The 16,706-nt window shown below is 63.0% G+C and carries 18 protein-coding genes and 2 tRNA genes; 5 read left to right on the top strand and 15 right to left on the bottom strand.

The window, feature by feature from the left end; genetic code table 11:
* Positions 1-160 precede the first annotated feature (160 nt).
* The gene (gene adhP, locus ACUJB0_RS28320) at positions 161-1,198 is read left to right on the top strand and encodes an alcohol dehydrogenase AdhP (protein ID WP_444848164.1); all 1,038 of its coding nucleotides are present in this window, start codon (positions 161-163) and stop codon (positions 1,196-1,198) included.
* A 94-nt stretch (positions 1,199-1,292) separates the two neighbouring features.
* The gene (locus ACUJB0_RS28315; RefSeq protein ID WP_444848163.1) at positions 1,293-2,426 is read left to right on the top strand and encodes an acyltransferase family protein; all 1,134 of its coding nucleotides are present in this window, start codon (positions 1,293-1,295) and stop codon (positions 2,424-2,426) included.
* Here ACUJB0_RS28315 and ACUJB0_RS28310 read toward each other — a convergent pair.
* Positions 2,371-3,279, bottom strand: coding sequence for a winged helix-turn-helix domain-containing protein (locus tag ACUJB0_RS28310; RefSeq protein ID WP_444848162.1), 909 nt, complete (start codon positions 3,277-3,279; stop codon positions 2,371-2,373). The genes ACUJB0_RS28315 and ACUJB0_RS28310 overlap by 56 nt on opposite strands.
* Here ACUJB0_RS28310 and ACUJB0_RS28305 point away from each other — a divergent pair.
* On the top strand, positions 3,266-3,550 hold the full coding sequence (locus ACUJB0_RS28305) for a YceI family protein (RefSeq protein ID WP_444848161.1): 285 nt from the start codon (positions 3,266-3,268) through the stop codon (positions 3,548-3,550). The genes ACUJB0_RS28310 and ACUJB0_RS28305 overlap by 14 nt on opposite strands.
* A 15-nt stretch (positions 3,551-3,565) precedes the next feature.
* On the opposite strand, the gene ACUJB0_RS28300 is transcribed toward ACUJB0_RS28305, so the two are convergent.
* Positions 3,566-5,668: a TonB-dependent receptor plug domain-containing protein gene (locus tag ACUJB0_RS28300; protein WP_444848160.1), complete on the bottom strand. Its 2,103-nt coding sequence runs from the start codon at positions 5,666-5,668 to the stop codon at positions 3,566-3,568.
* A 313-nt stretch (positions 5,669-5,981) separates the two neighbouring features.
* On the opposite strand from ACUJB0_RS28300, the gene ACUJB0_RS28295 reads away from it, so the two are divergent.
* A complete protein-coding gene (locus tag ACUJB0_RS28295) occupies positions 5,982-6,623 on the top strand; it encodes an FxDxF family PEP-CTERM protein (protein WP_444848159.1) in 642 nt (213 codons plus the stop codon).
* A gap of 54 nt (positions 6,624-6,677) precedes the next feature.
* Here ACUJB0_RS28295 and ACUJB0_RS28290 read toward each other — a convergent pair whose 3' ends face one another.
* Positions 6,678-7,589 carry a LysR family transcriptional regulator gene (locus ACUJB0_RS28290; RefSeq protein ID WP_444848158.1) on the bottom strand — a complete coding sequence of 304 codons (912 nt, stop codon included), beginning with the start codon at positions 7,587-7,589 and terminating at the stop codon, positions 6,678-6,680.
* 96 nt (positions 7,590-7,685) lie between these two features.
* Here ACUJB0_RS28290 and ACUJB0_RS28285 point away from each other — a divergent pair, with 96 nt between their 5' ends.
* A complete protein-coding gene (locus ACUJB0_RS28285) occupies positions 7,686-8,564 on the top strand; it encodes an aldo/keto reductase family oxidoreductase (protein ID WP_444848157.1) in 879 nt (292 codons plus the stop codon).
* 85 nt (positions 8,565-8,649) lie between these two features.
* Here the strand turns inward: ACUJB0_RS28285 and ACUJB0_RS28280 are convergent, their stop codons facing one another.
* The 12 genes from ACUJB0_RS28280 to ybgC all read right to left on the bottom strand — a co-directional run bounded on the left by ACUJB0_RS28280 (position 8,650) and on the right by ybgC (position 16,565).
* Entirely contained in the window at positions 8,650-9,216 is a 567-nt protein-coding gene (locus ACUJB0_RS28280; RefSeq protein WP_444848156.1) for a hypothetical protein, read from the bottom strand.
* Between the two features lie 9 nt (positions 9,217-9,225).
* Positions 9,226-9,915 carry a penicillin-insensitive murein endopeptidase gene (locus tag ACUJB0_RS28275; RefSeq protein WP_444848155.1) on the bottom strand — a complete coding sequence of 230 codons (690 nt, stop codon included), beginning with the start codon at positions 9,913-9,915 and terminating at the stop codon, positions 9,226-9,228.
* 23 nt (positions 9,916-9,938) lie between these two features.
* Positions 9,939-11,057, bottom strand: a complete 1,119-nt coding sequence (locus ACUJB0_RS28270; protein WP_444848154.1) for a serine hydrolase domain-containing protein — start codon at positions 11,055-11,057, stop codon at positions 9,939-9,941.
* 63 nt (positions 11,058-11,120) lie between these two features.
* Positions 11,121-11,196, bottom strand: a tRNA-Lys gene (locus tag ACUJB0_RS28265).
* 29 nt (positions 11,197-11,225) lie between these two features.
* Positions 11,226-11,301 (bottom strand) — tRNA-Lys (locus ACUJB0_RS28260).
* 57 nt (positions 11,302-11,358) lie between these two features.
* Entirely contained in the window at positions 11,359-12,114 is a 756-nt protein-coding gene (gene ybgF / locus ACUJB0_RS28255) for a tol-pal system protein YbgF (protein ID WP_444848153.1), read from the bottom strand.
* A gap of 107 nt (positions 12,115-12,221) precedes the next feature.
* Entirely contained in the window at positions 12,222-12,755 is a 534-nt protein-coding gene (gene pal / locus ACUJB0_RS28250; RefSeq protein ID WP_161089688.1) for a peptidoglycan-associated lipoprotein Pal, read from the bottom strand.
* 29 nt (positions 12,756-12,784) lie between these two features.
* Positions 12,785-14,059, bottom strand: a complete 1,275-nt coding sequence (gene tolB, locus ACUJB0_RS28245) for a Tol-Pal system beta propeller repeat protein TolB (protein WP_444848152.1) — start codon at positions 14,057-14,059, stop codon at positions 12,785-12,787.
* Positions 14,059-14,982 carry a cell envelope integrity protein TolA gene (tolA, locus tag ACUJB0_RS28240; protein WP_444848151.1) on the bottom strand — a complete coding sequence of 308 codons (924 nt, stop codon included), beginning with the start codon at positions 14,980-14,982 and terminating at the stop codon, positions 14,059-14,061. The genes tolB and tolA overlap by 1 nt, the downstream gene beginning before the upstream one ends.
* A 15-nt stretch (positions 14,983-14,997) precedes the next feature.
* Positions 14,998-15,435: an ExbD/TolR family protein gene (locus ACUJB0_RS28235; protein ID WP_161083106.1), complete on the bottom strand. Its 438-nt coding sequence runs from the start codon at positions 15,433-15,435 to the stop codon at positions 14,998-15,000.
* A gap of 15 nt (positions 15,436-15,450) precedes the next feature.
* Positions 15,451-16,143 (bottom strand): protein TolQ, encoded by a 693-nt coding sequence (tolQ, locus tag ACUJB0_RS28230; RefSeq protein WP_444848150.1) that lies wholly within the window; start codon positions 16,141-16,143, stop codon positions 15,451-15,453.
* Positions 16,144-16,151: 8 nt separating this feature from the next.
* On the bottom strand, positions 16,152-16,565 hold the full coding sequence (gene ybgC / locus ACUJB0_RS28225; RefSeq protein ID WP_117015334.1) for a tol-pal system-associated acyl-CoA thioesterase: 414 nt from the start codon (positions 16,563-16,565) through the stop codon (positions 16,152-16,154).
* Positions 16,566-16,706 lie beyond the last annotated feature (141 nt).

The raw sequence follows: 16,706 nt of genomic DNA, 5'->3' as shown, positions 1-16,706 counted from the left end.
TTCAAAAAGGTAAAGGCGATTTTGATCGAGATCAAAGGATTTTCAGGCGCGGCTGCTTAGCATCAATGCCAGTAAGTCCCTTACCGGATCATATTGTTTTTTCTTTTTGAAGAGGCCTGACAATGCTGAACAAAAATAGTCGCGAGTGGAGCAAGCTATCATGAGCAAAATGATGAAGGCTGCGGTGGTGCGGGCATTCGGCCAGCCGCTGGTGATCGAGGACGTCGAGGTGCCGACGCCGGGAGCCGGGCAGATCCTGGTCAAGATCGAGGCTTGCGGCGTTTGCCACACGGACCTGCATGCGGCGCACGGCGACTGGCCGGTCAAGCCCGCGCCGCCTTTCATTCCCGGCCACGAGGGTGTCGGTTACGTGGTCGAGGTCGGCCCCGGCGTCAAGCACGTCAAGAGCGGCGACCGCGTCGGCATTCCATGGCTGTACTCGGCTTGCGGCCATTGCCCGCATTGCCTCGGCGGCTGGGAGACCTTGTGCGAATCGCAGAAGAACACCGGCTATTCGGTCAACGGCGGGTTCGCGGAATACGCGCTGGCCGATGCCGATTATGTCGGCCACTTGCCGAAGGAGATAGGCTTCGTCGAGATCGCCCCCATCCTGTGCGCCGGCGTCACGGTCTACAAGGGCTTGAAGATGACCGATACCAAACCCGGCGACTGGGTGGTGATCTCGGGAATTGGCGGGCTCGGCCACATGGCGGTCCAATATGCCTGCGCGATGGGGCTGAAGGTGGTGGCGGTCGATATCGACGACAGCAAGCTGGCGCTGGCGCGCCGCCTGGGCGCGGTGCTGGCGATCAACGCCAAGACGGCGGATCCGGCGGCCGTGATCAAAAAAGAGATCGGCGGCGCGCACGGGGTGCTGGTGACCGCCGTCTCGCCGATCGCCTTCTCGCAAGCGCTGGGCATGGTCCGGCGCGGCGGCACGGTGTCGTTGAACGGCCTGCCGCCCGGAGACTTCCCGCTGCCGATCTTTGACATGGTGCTCAACGGCATCACCGTGCGCGGATCGATCGTCGGCACGCGGCTTGATTTGCAGGAGTCGCTGATGTTCGCCGCCGAAGGCAAGGTCAAGGCGACCGTCTCCACGGACAGCCTGGACAATATCAACCACGTTTTCGACCGGATGCTGCAAGGCGATATCGAAGGCCGCATCGTGCTTGATTTTGCGTCAAAAACGCATTGATACCACCTGATCTACCCTAAACGCGCGCCAACCGGAGGCCAAGCTCGGCTATCATGGCGGCCGGTTGGCGCAAGCTGGATGTTTAGGGACAGGAATGAATGGAGCAAGGGGAGGGGCCGGCACGGCCCCGCCACAATTTGGGTTGATCAGTCTGCTGAAGGCCGGCGCGGCGCAATTGATTGTGCTGCACCACCTGGCCTTTTACGGACCCATGTCGGATCAGGTGCGGCCGCTGTTGCCGGCGCTGATAGCCTGGCTGGGCGGACCTGCGCGCATTGCCGTGCAGGTTTTCCTCGTCGTCAGCGGCTTCCTGGTGGCCAAATCGCTGTCGCCGGCTGGCGCCGCCGGGCTGGCCGATCCGCTGGGCGCGATCCGCCGGCGCTACGCCAAGCTGGCGCCGCCGTTCATGGCCGCCACGCTGCTGGCCGCCGTCGCTTCCTCGTGGGCCGGCAACTGGATGACCCACAGTTCGGTCTCCGCGCCGGCCACCTTGAGCCAGCTGAGCGCCCACGCGCTGCTGCTGCATGGCGTGCTGGGCTATCCGTCATTGTCGGCCGGCGCCTGGTATGTCGCCATCGATTTCCAGCTGTACGCGGTCGCGGCGCTGGGGCTGTGGCTGTCGGGCCGCGTGGCCGGCGGGCGCGCCATGCCGTGGCTGATGCCGGTCATCACCACGCTGGGCATCACCTTGTCGCTGCTGCATTTCAACCTCGACGCCGACTGGGACAACTGGGCGCCGTATTTCTTCGGCAGCTATGGCCTGGGCATGATGGCGTGGTGGGCCAGCGACCGCCGCCGCGCGCCGGGCGCCGTGGCCTTGCTGTTGGCGATGGCGGTGGTGCCGGTGACGGCGGCGCTGTTCCTGGATTTCCGCAGCCGCGTCGCGCTGGCGCTGGTGGTCGCTTGCCTGCTGTACCTGTTCGGCCGCGTGAGAACGGTGTCGGCCGGACGCGCCTGGGGCGTCGTCAACGGCCTGGGTCGGATATCGTACTCGGTGTTCCTGATTCATTTCCCGGTCTGCCTGCTGGTCAACGCGGCGTTCAGCCGCTTTGTGCCGGAGGGACCGTTCTGGCAGGGCGCGGGCATGCTGCTGGCATGGGGCGCCAGCCTGGCCGCCGGCGCCGTATTTTTCCGCTGGGTGGAGACGCCGCTGGGACGCCTTGTCCAGCTGGCTACCGCGCGGGGGCGCCAGCGCCCCGGTCTATCGTTGCCTTCAGTGCTTTCGTGACGGCCTCGGCGATGTCGTCCTGCACCATCAACAGATCGTCGACCGGCTTGTCGTAGGTTTCCGACCACAGGATGAAGCCGTTGTCAGCCTTCATCAGGCGCGCGGCGACGCGCAAGACATTGCCGGATTTGCGCACACTGCCGTCGAGAATGTAGACGACGCCCAGCTTGCCGGCGACCTCGGCAAGCGGTTCCTGTTTGTTCTTGTAATAAAACGCCGCGCTCGGCGCCGGCACCTTGTAGCCCGGCAGCTTGCTGAACCTGCCGATCAATTCCTCGGTCATGCCGTCGGCGAAGGTTTCGTTCGACATGCCGTCGGTCAGGTCCGCGAACGGCAGCACGGCGATGGATTTTTGCGACGCCGGCGCCAGTGCCGGGGCGTGCTGCTCGGTCGCCAGTGTGTTGTGCAGCCAGAACACGATGCCGATCAAAATCGGAATGCAGGCCGTCGCCAGGAAGACCAGGCGGCTGCGCGTGGCGTGCGACGGCGGCGCGCTTGCCTCGACGACCTGCGCGGCGGCCTCGACCTGCGCCGGGAGCGCGTCCGGCGCTTGCCAAGGGCCGACCTCGGCCACCAGCCTGTAGCCCTGGCGCGGCACGGTGACGATGTAGCTGGCCTCGCCCAGCACGCGCCGCAGCGACGCGATCGCCTGGTACACCGAATCCGGCGTGACGATCACGCCCGGCCAGACCTGGCTCAGCAACTCGTCGGCGCTGACCAGCTCGCCCGCGCGTCCGGCCAGGCAGAGCAGCAGGCGCAGGGTGCGCGGATCGAGCCGCACCGACTCGCCGCCGCGCGCCATCTCGCCCGAGGCGGTATCCACAATCCTCGACGCGCCGATGTTCCCGGACATCACCTTCAAGAGCACGAAGATCGAGAAGGGGCCGATGGACAGCCTCAAGATCAGCGGCAACCTGTCCGTGCACGGCGTGACCAAACTGGTGGTCCTGGACGGCAAGGTCAACAAGATCAAGCAGGATCCGGCGGGCAAGGCGACCGAGGCCGGCTTCGACGCCATGGTCAAGCTGAACCGCGCCGACTTCGGCGTCAACAAGTATTTCCCGAACACGGCGCGGGAATTGACGGTTCACATTACGGTGGCGGCGAATTCGGCCGGATCGTAAAACAGCCGGCGCCGCTCAGAGCTTGACGCTGAACTGCAGCGCCAGGGTGCGCGGCGATACCGGGATGTCGAACGGCAGCGCCAGTCCGGGCGCCAGGCTCGGCTCGCGCGCGTCGGCGTCGAACAGGTTGCGCACGGTGGCCGTCACGGTCCAGCCGTGCGGCAACTGCCGGGTGAGGGTGGCGTCCACCGTCCGGTAGTCGGCGACCGGGGCGCGCGCGTCGCCGGCCGCGCGGCGCCGCCCCGCGACCCAGTTCAGTTGCGGACTGAACTGCCAGCCGGGGCCAAGCGTCCAGTCCAGGCGGGTGTTGGCGTGATGGCGCGGCGCGTAGCCCGGATCGCCGTGGGTGATCGTGTCGTGCGCGTTCTGGCGCGCGTAGTTGGCCTGCCAGCGCAGGGACGGGCTCAAGTCCCATGCCAGCTCGATTTCGCCGCCGTTGCCGTCCATGCCGCCGCTGTTCTGGTAGGTGGCGCCCGGCGCCGGCGCCGGGTTCGGCACGGAACGGATCAGGTCCTTCAGCCGGTAGCGGAACAGGCTGAGGTTGAGGTTCAGGTCGGGGCGCGCCTGCCAGGCCAGCGCGGCCTCCGTGGTACTGATGGTTTCCGGCCCCACCTGCGGGTTGCCCATGTTGACCGGGTTGATGCCGGTCTGCTCGTTGAAGCTGGGCGAGCGGAAGGCGCGGCCGTGCAGCAGCTTGACCGTGATGTCGAGGTCGGCGTCCCACACCAGCGCCAGGCGCGGGTTGGTGGTGCCGCCGAAGTCGGAATAATCGTCATGCCGCACGCCGGCCGTCAGCGCCCAGTCGCGCGCGAACTGCCACTCGTCCTGCGCGTAGACATAGTTGATCTTGCGGCGCTGGGGCCGGATGTGCGGCTGGATCGGGCCGTAGTCGATCACGGCGCCGGTCGGGATCGGGATGCCGGCCGGGCTGATCAGGAAGTTCTTCATGGTCTCGACGCCGTACAGGTACAGGTCGTCGTGGCCCGCGCCCAGGCGCAGCGCGTGGCCGCTTACGCCGCTGTAGGTGGCGAACGCCGAGCTGCGCAGGTTGCGTTCCCAGCGGCCGGGGCCGCCGATCATGCCGTTCGGGAAAAGGTTGGGGCCGATGCGCGCGCCCGCCGGAAACAGCCCCAGGCCGTCCGGCGACTGCTCGGTGAAAAACATATAGCTCAGCGATGCGCCCACGCTCCAGTCGTTGGCGAAGTCGGGCGCGGTCCACGACAGCTCACTGGCCGCGTAGCCGCTGCGCGCGCGGTGGTCGGGATCGAGGGCGGAATTGACGCCAAGGCCGGTGCCGACGTTGTCCCGCCATTTCAGGTTGGTGCGCCAGCGCCAGCGCTGCCAGGACAGGTCGAGGCTGCCGTCGTAGGCGTTGTAGCCGATGTTCATCGGGCCCGGCGCCTTGCTCACGTGGGTGCCGAAGCGGCGGTCGTTGAGGGTCTGCGCATCGGCCTCGACCAGCGTGTCGGCGCCGTCGGTGCGGCCCGCCTGCAGGTAGGCCGCGATGGAAAGCTGGCCTTGCTTGCTGCCGTATTCCAGCCAGGCGTCGCGCGCGTTGAACGAGCCGGCCCGCGCGCCCACGCGCAGGCCCGGCATTTGTTCCGCCGTCTTGGTGATGATGTTGATGACGCCGGCGAAGGCGTCGGCGCCATACAGCGCCGAGCCGGGGCCGCGGATGATCTCGATGCGCGCCACATTCGTCAGCGGCATGCTGGCCCACATATTGCCCTTGTCGCCGTTGTAGTCGGTGTTCATGCGCAGGCCGTTGAGCAGGACCAGCACCTGGGGATTGGTGACGCCGCCCGTGCCGATGCCCCGGATAACGTAGTTGGGCGCATACATGGTCGCCACGCGCGTGACGTGGATGCCGGCCACCGCCTCCAGCACGTGGTCCAGGTCGGTCGCGCCCATGGCGGCGATATCCTCGGCCGTCACCACCGAGGCGACCGCCGGCGCGCGGCGCAGCGTCTGGACCGAGCCGGTGGCCAGGCTGATCGCGGAGCGGTCCATGCCGTACAGGGCCAGGTCCTCATCCTCCGGCTGGGCCGCGGCCAGCGACCAGGGGTGCCAGGCCGACAAAGCCAAGGCGATCAGCCAGCCGGACCGGAAGTCTGCCATGCACAGGCGCGTAGCGCGCGGAGAGGGGAACTGTTTCATATTGAAAGTCGAGCAACAGCAGATGCACCACAATACACGGCGCTTTGCTCTTTAACAATTGACTGTTGTCAAAGCGCATCAGGCGGGGGAAGTCCTTAGCAGGGCGCCCGGGTTGGGTTTGTTTCCTTATGGAAAATACAAATATATTTCTTGTACTTATCTGGTGAGGATGATATCTTTCGGTCCTGCATTCAGGAAACTTAAATTTCAAAATGGAAATTTTTTACCAACCTTGCCAAAGAACATAATGAAAACCATTTTTAAAATTGCCTTGTTGAGCACCACCCTCGTCGCCGCTGTCGCGCAGGCTGCTAATCCGGGTCCTGGCACGTCCAGCGCGAAAGACGTCAAGCTGGCAGGGGACAATGCGGATAAATATGTTCTGGTCCAGGGCCACAACATCAACCCGATCCAGTCGACCCTGGGTTTTGACAGCGCCTTCGTGAGCGCTTCCGGTACGGCAGCCAAGGGCTGGAGTCTGGCCGAAACGGTCGAATTCAACGATAAGAGCAACAAGCTGGTGTTCACCGACAAGGCACCGACCGATGGCCTGAGCTTCTCCTTCACGGAAGCGGCCAGCCACACCAGCGGTACCTGGACGGTCACCAACACCAGCGCGACCAAGAACACCACGCTGGACCTGGTCTTGTCCTTCCACGCCGGTAATAACGTCGGCAGCTTCCTGTTCAACGACCAGGCCATCCTGGCCAACCAGACGCTGACCGGTAGCTGGGCCATCAACTGGCTCAACAACGCCAAGAGCCCGAGCAGCATTCCCGGCTTCTCGAACGTTGGTTTCTACACTGGCCAACGGAGCTACGTCACCACTCCCGTCCCTGAGCCGGAAACCTACGGCATGCTGCTGGCCGGCCTGGGCCTGATCGGCGTCATCGCACGCCGCCGCCGCGCCAAATAAGCGCAACGCGCAAAATCAAACGCCAGCTTCTTGCTGGCGTTTTTTTTTGCGCGGTTATTCTTGTATCCGATCCGCTTCCCGGATGAAGTCGATGAAGGCGCGAAGCGGTTCCGGGACCAGCCGGCGCCCTGGGTAGTAAAGGAAGGGGCCGGAGAACGACAGCCACCACGGTTCCAGCACCGGCACCAGCGCGCCGCTGTCGAGGTGGGGGCGCAGCCAGTCCTCGAACAGATACACGATGCCGCTGCCGCCGATCGCGGCCTCCGCCAACAGGTCGGCGATCGCGCCGCCTTGCACATACAGCGGGCCTTCGGCATCGATCTGCACGGTCTCGCCGTCGCGGGCGAATTCCCATGGGGGCATCGCGCGGCCGGCGAAGCGCAGGCGCAGGCAGTCGTGCTGCAGCAGGTCGCGCGGGTGGACGGGGCGTCCGCGCCGCTCGAGGTAGGAGGGCGCGGCGGCCGCGGCAAAGCGCTGGATGCGCGGGCCGATGGGCACTGCGATCATGTCCTGCTCCAGGCGCTCGTCGTAGCGGATGCCGCCGTCGCAGCCCGCCTCCAGCACGTTGACGAAATTGTCGTCGGCGGTGATGTCGAGCCGGATCTCGGGATAGGCGGCCAGGAAGCGCGAGACGATGGACGGCAGGATCAGGCGCGCCCCGCTGATGGGGACGTTGAGCTTGAGCGTGCCTGAAGGGCGGCCACGGTAATCATTGACGGCATCGAGCGCGGCTTCCACCTCCGTCAGCGCGGCGCCGAGGCGGGTGCGCAGACGCTCGCCCGCCTCGGTGGTGGCGACGCTGCGAGTGGTGCGATGGAGCAGCCGCACGCCGACCTGTGCTTCGAGCCGGCGCACAGCCTCGCTCAGCCCCGATGCGCTGAGTCCGCTGGCGCGTGCGCCTTCGCGGAAACCTTTTGCATTGGCGACGGCGAGAAACGCGGTGAGGTCGGCGAGGTCGATTTTCATTGTGCGGAATTTCGTACGGGTTGTCTTGATTATACCTACTTATCGAACGCCGCCTGCGCGTCTACACTGGCCTCTACTTAAACAGGAGGAATTCAGATGAACCAATCTTTCACCACTTTCAAACTCGGCAGCCGCACGGTCAAGCGGGTGGGTTATGGCGCCATGCAGCTCGCCGGACCGCATGTCTTCGGCCCGCCGGCCGACCGGGCAGGCGCCTTGGCCGTGCTGCGGGCAGCTGTCGAAAACGGTATAAATCATATCGACACCAGCGATTTCTACGGCCCCCACATCACCAACCAGTTGATACGCGAAGCGCTTCATCCCTATCGCGACGACCTGGTCATCACCACCAAGATCGGCGCGCGGCGCGGCGCGGATGCGTCCTGGCTGGCCGCCAGCTCGCCTGATGAATTGACGAAGGCCGTGCACGACAACTTGCGCAATCTGGGACTGGATGTGTTGGACGTGGTGAACCTGCGGGTAATGATCGATGCGATGCAGCCAGCCGAGGGCTCGATCGAAGAGCCCTTGACCGCGCTGGCCGAGCTGCAGCGCCAGGGGCTGGTGCGCGAGATCGGTCTAAGCAACGTCACTGAGGCGCAGGTGGCGCAAGGGCGGGCGATGTGCGAGATCGTCTGCGTGCAGAATCACTACAACCTGGCGCACCGGCAAGACGACGCGATGATCGACGCGCTGGCGAAGGACGGCATCGCCTATGTGCCGTTCTTTCCGCTGGGTGGATTTTCGCCGTTGCAGTCGGCGACGCTGTCGGCCGTCGCCGAGCGCTTACAGGCGAAGCCCAACCAGGTGGCGCTGGCGTGGCTGCTGCGCCGCTCGCCGAATATCCTGTTGATTCCGGGGACGTCGTCGCTGGCGCATTTGCGCGAGAATATCGCGGTGGGGTCGTTCGTGCTGCCTGATGATGCGGCGGCTGAATTGGATTGCATGGAGCCGCGCGTGACAAACGAGTTGTAGCAGGCCAAGCGGTTATGCGGTTTCCCGTAGCTGGATTTCGACGTGCAGGCCTGCTTTGGTCAAATCGGTCGTTGATAAAAATGATTTATACCATTTTTGGTACGCGCTCTCGCGATGTGCGGCGTGATGGCGGCGTGGCAACCTTCGCCCGCGCTGGCGTCTTGGACTGCGTTGAACTCCTGCGTGCGCTCTCTGGCTGCGGCTTGCCCTTAATTCGAAAGCGCCTGAAGAATTTAAACTTTCGGCTCACGCCGCGCGGATCGGAAAGAAGGGGAAGGGCAAATTCCCGTTCTGCTAGCAGCACCATGCGCCAGACGATGCCGCCGAAGAAGCGAAACGTCAGCGTATTCGGCGGCTGCAGGCTCAGTTCAGCAAACATGCCGGTCGAGTACATTGCGCCGAACACGGCAGCATCCATCAACGTCATATTGGCGTCGAACATATAAATCCGCAGCATGTCTTCAAAGGGAATGTCATCGGTGAGGAAAGCGATGCGACAGCCTTGCCATTCCACAGCCGCTTCCAGCACGGCTCCCGTCACGATCAGGCCGCTGGGCTCACCGTCCAGCAGCAGTTCCGACGAGGCCAGCGCCGCATCGGTGTAGGGTGTCGCCAGCCTTGTCGCGAATTCTGATGTTGAAAGTAATCTCACGAGTTTGCCCTATGGCCCGCGGTAGGCGCTGAGCGGGCGGCACGGCAGTGAGAAGTCCACATGATAGTGTTCGTCGTGCCTGATCCACGGCGTGGTTTTCATGAAGGGCAGGGTGGTACGCAAATCGCGCCCACGTGATGTCTGGAGCAGCCGTTCCGCGAGTTCTTTCTGGAAGATCACCCGTTCGATTTTCACATGTCGTTTTTCTGCCGCGTCGGCCAACTGGTGCAGGTGCTCCGCGATGGCTTCAAAGTCGATATGCAAATCACCCAGCACGCCGTTCGCGTCAAACTCAAGACCATAGCCAAACTTGTTCAGCGCATTCGACGGCAGCAGCGTCGGTTGGTTCTTGCTGTCGAGGACGGGCACCATGAAATCGACCGATAGCCCGGCCTGGTGAGTGTGATGCGGCTTGATTTGCCCGCCGTTGGCCAGCCCTGTTTCGCCGTACATGAAGCGCTTGTCTGGCGCTGCCTGATAGACGGCGTCGTAAGCGTCGACCACGATATCGCGGATGCTCTGATGCACATAGGTCCGGCCCAGCGCGACGCCGACACTGCTGTAGGGAACAAAATTCTTGCCCTGCGCAGGAAGCTGCACGCCATCTTGCAGGCGGCCATTCGCTGGCTTGCCATAGCAGGTGCTGGCATTGGCGAGCGCCAGCGGCAGCGCAAACAGCACGCCGCCCGCTACCCACATGCGGTATGCTCTCGGCCGCTTCGTCATAAACATAAGTACAAGCTTTCGCATAAAGATTCCGTCATGCCTCCGCCCAATGCAGGAAACCGGAAGAGCTTGTGCTCGTCTGGTAATACCTTTTGCGTGATGGGCTCGGCCAGTTTCAAACCATTTTCACTGTTGGTCAACATCACCAGTCCGTCACCCGTGCGGGGCGATGCGATAACGAATGCACGATAGCCGGTATTGTTGCCCCATTGCCAAATGTAGAGATTGTCCCGGCTTCGCTCGATTCCCCAGCCTAGCCCCCAGCTCAGATTCAAGCTTTGATCGGACTCCACTGGCGACGCGGTTATCTGCTTGAGCACTCGGTCGTCGTTCAGCACGGCGGCCAGGAATTTTCCATAGTCCGCAACGCTGGTGTAGAGGGAAAACGCTGCGACCGGCCGCTTGAAGTCTTTTGTCGCTCTGGGCGTCCCGTTCGCTTTGGTCCCAGGCAGGATATTTTCAGCAAGGCGGCCGTGCCAGACGTAGTCGCTATGATCCATGGCCAGCGGTGTGAATACCTGGGTGTCCATAAGCTGGTCCAAGGGCTGGCCGGTCACCGCCTCCGCAGCATTCTGCAACAGCACGAAACCTTCCCCGGAGTATCCCCATTTCGCGCCAGGGGCCGAATCGAATTTCAGTGGACCGGACGCCCAGTTCGGCAGGCCGGACGTGTGGTTCAGCAGCATGCGGACGGTGACCGCCTGGATTTGAGGATCGGTCACCAGATCGGACGGTTCAGCCTTCAACGGTTGAAACCGGTGCCGATAACCCTGAGGCAGATAGTGCATGACGGGCATATCAAGTTCCATTTCCCCTTGATCTACCAGCTTCAGCACCTCGTAGGCGAAGACCGGCTTGCTGAGCGAGGCAGCCTGAAATACGCTGTCCGCGTTCGGCACCATCGTCGGTTCGCAGCCGGAGGCGAACTCCATTGCGTCCAGCTTTCGATTTTTGATCGTGGCGATCGCCACGGCGCAAACATGATGTTTTGACGCAAGCCGCGCCAATGTCGAGTGCAAATCCTCGGAGGACGGTTCCGCAGGATGGAGGGAGGCGCACCCAAGCATGGGTGCCGACAGGACGGAAGCGAACAGCCAGAGCAAGACGTTGCGCATGCAGATCTCCTTGGACGCAAAAAAGCCCACGAACCGAAATTCGTGGGCTTCCTTGATAATTCTTGGTAGGCCGTGCGGGATTCGAACCTGCGACCAACGGATTAAAAGTCCGCTGCTCTACCAGCTGAGCTAACGACCCAAAGGTATGAAACCTTGGTTTTCTTCGAATGGTAGGCCGTGCGGGATTCGAACCTGCGACCAACGGATTAAAAGTCCGCTGCTCTACCAGCTGAGCTAACGACCCCCGAAGAAGCGAGATTATAGGGGGTAATGAGTCCGGCTGTCAAATACCCCCGAGTAATTATTTGCCGCCGAGGCGTTCCTTGGCCGTGGCCGCTGCCGACGAGTCAGGATAGGTCTTGATCAAATCCTGCAGCGTCTTCTTGGCGGCCTTGTCTTTCAGCTCGGTCTGGCAGCTGGCGATGATCAGCATGGCTTCCGGCGCCTTCGGGCTGTCGGCGTAGTTCTTCAGCACCTGCTGCTGGGCCGCGATGGCGCTCTTGCAGTCGCGCTGCGCGAAGTAGGCGCTGCCCAGGTAGTACTGCGCGGCCGGCGCATAGCTGGAGCCCGGATAACGCTGCACGAACTCGGTGAACGCCGTGCCCGCCGCCTTGTAGTCGCCCGACTTGAAGGTCTGCCACGCGGCCTCATAGGTGCGCTGTTCGCTCGGGTCCACTTGCGCGGTCTTGCCGTCGATGGTCACCTCGCGCGGCTCCAGCTTGCGCAGGCGGGCGTCGAGGTCGACATAGAAATCCTTCTGGCGCTTTTGCGCGTTGGCCAGCTCGTTGCTCAGCACTTCGATCTGGCCGCGCAGCTTGGCCACTTCCTGCAGCGTCATTTCATTCTGCGAGACCAGGTCCAGCGTGCTGGACTTGTCGGACTTGGTGTCGATGCGGGCGTTCAGCTCGGCGCGCATGGCTTCGACCTTGGCGCGCAGGTCGAGCAGGGCTTTGCGGGCTTCGTCGTCGTCGAACAGCCCGGCGTGGGCTTGCAGCGGCAGCCAGGTCAGTGCGGCCAGCAGGACGGCGCTCAGGCCGGATTTGGAGAGTTTCTTCATGTCGGACGCTTTCACACAAATCTAATAGGAAACGGGGCGGGACGCGGTGTTATCCGCGTGCCGCCCCGTATTATGCCTGTCACCCGGCAAAAGGGTAGTGCTTTCGATTACTTGTAGACGATGTCTGCACGACGGTTTTGCGCCCATGCTTCTTCGTTCGAGCCGGTGGCTTTAGGCTTTTCCTTGCCCAGCGAAACGGCTTCGACCTGCGATTCCGACACGCCCAGCGTGGTCATGGCCTTGCGCACGGCTTCGGCGCGCTTCTGGCCCAGGGCCAGGTTGTACTCGGCGCCGCCGCGTTCGTCGGTGTTGCCTTGGATCAGGATCGAGCGGGCTTTGTTCTTGGCCAGGTAGGCCGAGTGGTTTTCCACCACTGGCTTGCCGTCGTCGCGCACGACGTAGCTGTCGAAGTCGAAGTACACGCTGCGGTTGGCCAGCACGCCTTTTGGATCGTCCAGCGGATCCAGCGATTTGGTTTCGACCGGTGCCACGGTGCGGGTGTCAGCCTGCGGCTGCGGTTTGGCTTCGATTTGACGCTCTTCCACCTTGGCTGGCTCTGCAACCTTGACCGGGGTCGACGAGCAGGCGGACAGGATGGCGGCGGTGGTGACGATGAAAGCGAGGCTGCTGAGTTTACGCATTTGATTCTCCTAGAGATGAAAGGTAAAAGTTACTGCATGAATGGACCCCAGGTGGGCTCCTTGATGTTGCCCGCCTGAGTGGTCAGGCGTTGCTTTACACGTCCATCCACCGAGACCACAGCCAGCGATTTGCGGCCGCCGGCTTGAGTGGCGTACATGATGTATTTGCCGTTGGGGGCAAAGCTTGGATACTGGTCGTCGGTGCTGTCGGACAGGCGCTGCTCCTGGCCGCTGGCCAGGTCCATCACGTACAGCTGGTAGTTGCCGTCGCGGCGGGAGATGTAGGCCAGGGTCTTGCCGTCGGCCGACACGCGCGGGCTGATGTTGTAGTTGCCGGTGAAGGTGATGCGCTTGGCGTCGCCGCCGTCGGCGTTCATGCGGTAGATCTGCGGGCCGCCGCTGCGGTCGCTCATGAAGTAGATGCTGCCGTCGGGCGCGAAGTTGGCCTCGGAGTCGATGCCGGCGCTGTTGGATACGCGCTTGAGGTTGCCGCCGTCGGCGTTGACCGTGTAGATCTGCGTGTGGCCGTCCTTGGACAGCGACACGGCCAGCTTGTTGCCGCTCTGCGCCCAGACCGGCGACGAGTTGCTGCCTTTTTCGTTGGCGACCACGGTGCGCGCCCGGTTGACCAGGTTCTGCACGTAGACCACCGGCTTCTTCTGTTCGAACGAGACGTAGGCGACCTTGGTGCCGTCCGGCGACCACGATGGCGAGATGATGGGCTCGTTCGAGCGCAGCGCCATCTGTTCGCCTTCGCCGTCGGCGTCGGCCACCAGCAGTTCGTAGTGGCGCTTGTCGTACTCCTTGACGTAGGCGATGCGGGTGGAGAAGGCGCCGCGGATGCCGGTCAGCTTGAGGAACACGTCGTCGGCGATATTGTGCGCGGTCAGGCGGGTGAACTGCGGCGCGCGCGCCACGTTTAGTTGCGACAGCTCGCTCTGCTTGACGGTGTCGAACAGCTTGTAGCGCACCTCGTAATCGCCGGCCGCCGACTTGGCGACGGTGCCGACCACCAGCGCGTCGGCGCCCTTGGCCTTCCAGGTGCCGTAGTCGATGTTGTTCATGCTGGTGATCACGCCAGCGTCGATCAGCTTGAAGGCGCCGCTGCGCTCCAGGTCGGCCTTGATGATGGCGGAGATCTGCTGCGGCGCGATGTTCTCGTCCGCGAAGCCGGCCACGGCCACCGGGATCTGGTTGCTGCCGACGCCGGAAATCTCGATCCGCATCTGGGCATGGGCGCCTGCGGCGGCCAGTGCCAGCGCGGCGGACAGGATCGCTTGGTTCAGTTTTTTCGTGGTGCTCATCAGTGCATATCCTTCATATTGAAATCGGCGACAAACTCGCGCTCTACCGTACCATCTTTTTTCTTGGGTAGTGGTGACGATTTGGCGATCGCGTTTTCAATCGCGCTGTCGTAGGCGGCCGAGCCGCTGCTCTTCATCTTGCGCACGCCGATGATTTCACCGGTCGGCAGCTGGGTGATCTGGTAGGTCGCGCTCAGCGTGTCGTCCACCGTGCCGTAGACCAGGTTGCTCTTGATCTTGGCCCGGATGGCCGCCTGGTAGCCGCCGTCGACCTTGCCGCCGGTCGAGGTGGCGGCGGTGCCGGTGCTGCCCTTGGCGGCGTTGCCGGTGATGCGGCTCATCTGGGCGGCGAAGATCTTGTCGCGGGCGGCCTTGTCGGCCTTCTCGGCTTTTTCCTTGGCGGCTTTCTCGGCCAGCGCGGCTTTCTTCTTGTCCTTCTCGGCCTGTTCCTTCTCGTCCTTCAGCTTCTGCTCGGCTTCCTTCTTGTCGGCCAGCTTCTTGGCTTCCGCCTTGGCCTGTTTCTCTTCGGCTTCCTTCTTCAGCTTGGCTTCCTTGGCCGCCTCGAGTTTTTCCTGTTCGAGTTTCTTCTTCAGCTTCAGGCGTTCGAGGGCGATGTCCGGTTCCTTCGGCGTCGGCGGCGCTTCCACCGGTTTTGGCGGGGCGGCCTTGACCACCGGCGTCGGTTCCGGTTCGGGCTCAGGCTCAGGCTCGGGCTTGACCTGCGGCGGCGCCGGCGCGGCTTCCTGCACCTTCATGTCCCAGATCTCGGCCTGCACGGTGGTCGGCTCATTGTTCTGCCAGCTCACGCCCACCCACAGGAACAGCAGCAGCACGGCGTGCATGGCCGCGGCCAGCGCCATCGAGCGCCAGCCCTCGTTTTGTCGCGGCACTTTGTAGGGGCCGCCTGCCGTTGCGGGTTTCATCGTATGCACTGTGATTTACTTGGTCGACAAACCGACCCGGTTGATGCCCATCTTCTTCGCTTCCGAGATCAGCTGGATCACGTCGTCGTACTTGCTTTCCTTGTCGCCGGCGATCAGCACCGGATAGTCGGGATGGTCGTTGTGGATGGCGCGCAGCTTCTTGACCAGCGCGTCGCGGTTGGGCGCGGTTTCCGGCGCCTCTTCACCCTTGCCCTTGACACCGATCGACAGCGCGCCGTTCGGCTTGATGACCACCTGCACGTAATCGCTGGGCGGCTTGGTGGAGCGCTCGGCGCTCGGCAGGTCGACCACGCTCGGGTCATTGGCCGACGGCATGACCATGAAAATAATCAGCAACACCAGCATCACGTCGATATATGGCACGACGTTGATCTCGGACTTGAACTTGCGGCCGCGGCCGCCGCGCATGCTGCTGGAGAAAGAGGAAGCCATGATTGCTCTGCCTTCTTAACGCGACTGACGTTGCAGGATGTTGGAGAACTCTTCGACAAAGCTCTCGAAGCGGATCGCCAGGCGGTCGATGTCGTGCGAAAAACGGTTGTACGCGACCACGGCCGGGATCGCCGCGAACAGGCCGATGGCGGTGGCGATCAGCGCTTCGGCGATGCCGGGCGCGACCGCGGCCAGCGTGGCCTGCTGCACATTGGCCAGGCCGCGGAAGGCGTTCATGATGCCCCACACGGTCCCGAGCAGGCCGATGTACGGCGACACCGAACCGACCGAGGCCAGGAAGGCCAGGTGCGATTCGAGGACGTCCATCTCGCGCTGGAAGGCGGCGCGCATGGCGCGGCGGGCGCCGTCCAGCACCGCGCCGGCGTCCATGCTTTCGCGGGCGGCGGTGTAGGCGGCCTTGCTCTTGATGAACTCACCCATGCCGGCTTCGAAGATGCGCGCCAGCGGGCCGCTGTTGGCGCGGTCCTTGCCGGCGTTCTGGTGCAGCGCATGCAGGTTGCCGCCGGCCCAGAAGGTTTTCTCGAATTCGATGGTCAGGCGGCGCGCCGAGCGCACCGCGAACATCTTGCTGAAGATGTAGGTCCAGCTGGTCAGCGAGATGCCGAACAGCAGCGCCATGATCAACTGCACGATCAGGTGCGCGTTGGTGATGAGGGACAGGAAAGAGAGGTCTTGGGTGACGTTCATGTATAGGTTCAGTCTGTTTTGATGGTACTACGCATTTTTTCGGCCACCGCCGCCGGTACGGCGCGCGGCGACAGGTCGGAACCCACGCAGCCGACCTTGACGCGGGCGGTGTTGAGCAATTGTTCGCCGCACCAGGCTTGCTGCACGAACAGGATCGAGGCACGGCCTAGCTTTTCGATACTAAGTGTTAATTTTAGTTCATCGTCCAACCTGGCAGGCGCATGATACTCCGCGCTGACGCTTTTGACGACGAACAAGACATCATGTTCGTGGAGCAAGGCGTGCTGTTCGACGTGGATGGCGCGCAACCACTCGGTGCGGGCTCGCTCGAAGAATTTGAGGTAGTTTGCGTAATAGACGATACCGCCGGCGTCGGTGTCTTCGTAATAGACCCGTACGTTCCAGATAAACTCTGCAGGCATGTTATTTTGACTACTGGTAAGATTGAGCAACATTCTACGCGATTTTATTGTTGTCGTTGAAGCTGCTACGGCGTCATTCGCGTTAAATCCGTTGTTTCTGCGGATTTTTCACGAAGACGTCAAAAATTGCATTTGCGATAG

The sequence above is a fragment of the Duganella caerulea genome (assembly GCF_040362985.1).
Taxonomy (GTDB): domain Bacteria; phylum Pseudomonadota; class Gammaproteobacteria; order Burkholderiales; family Burkholderiaceae_D; genus Rugamonas; species Rugamonas vulcania.
The sequence above is the reverse complement of the archived record's forward strand: the minus strand, read 5'-3'. Positions and strand labels throughout refer to the sequence as shown.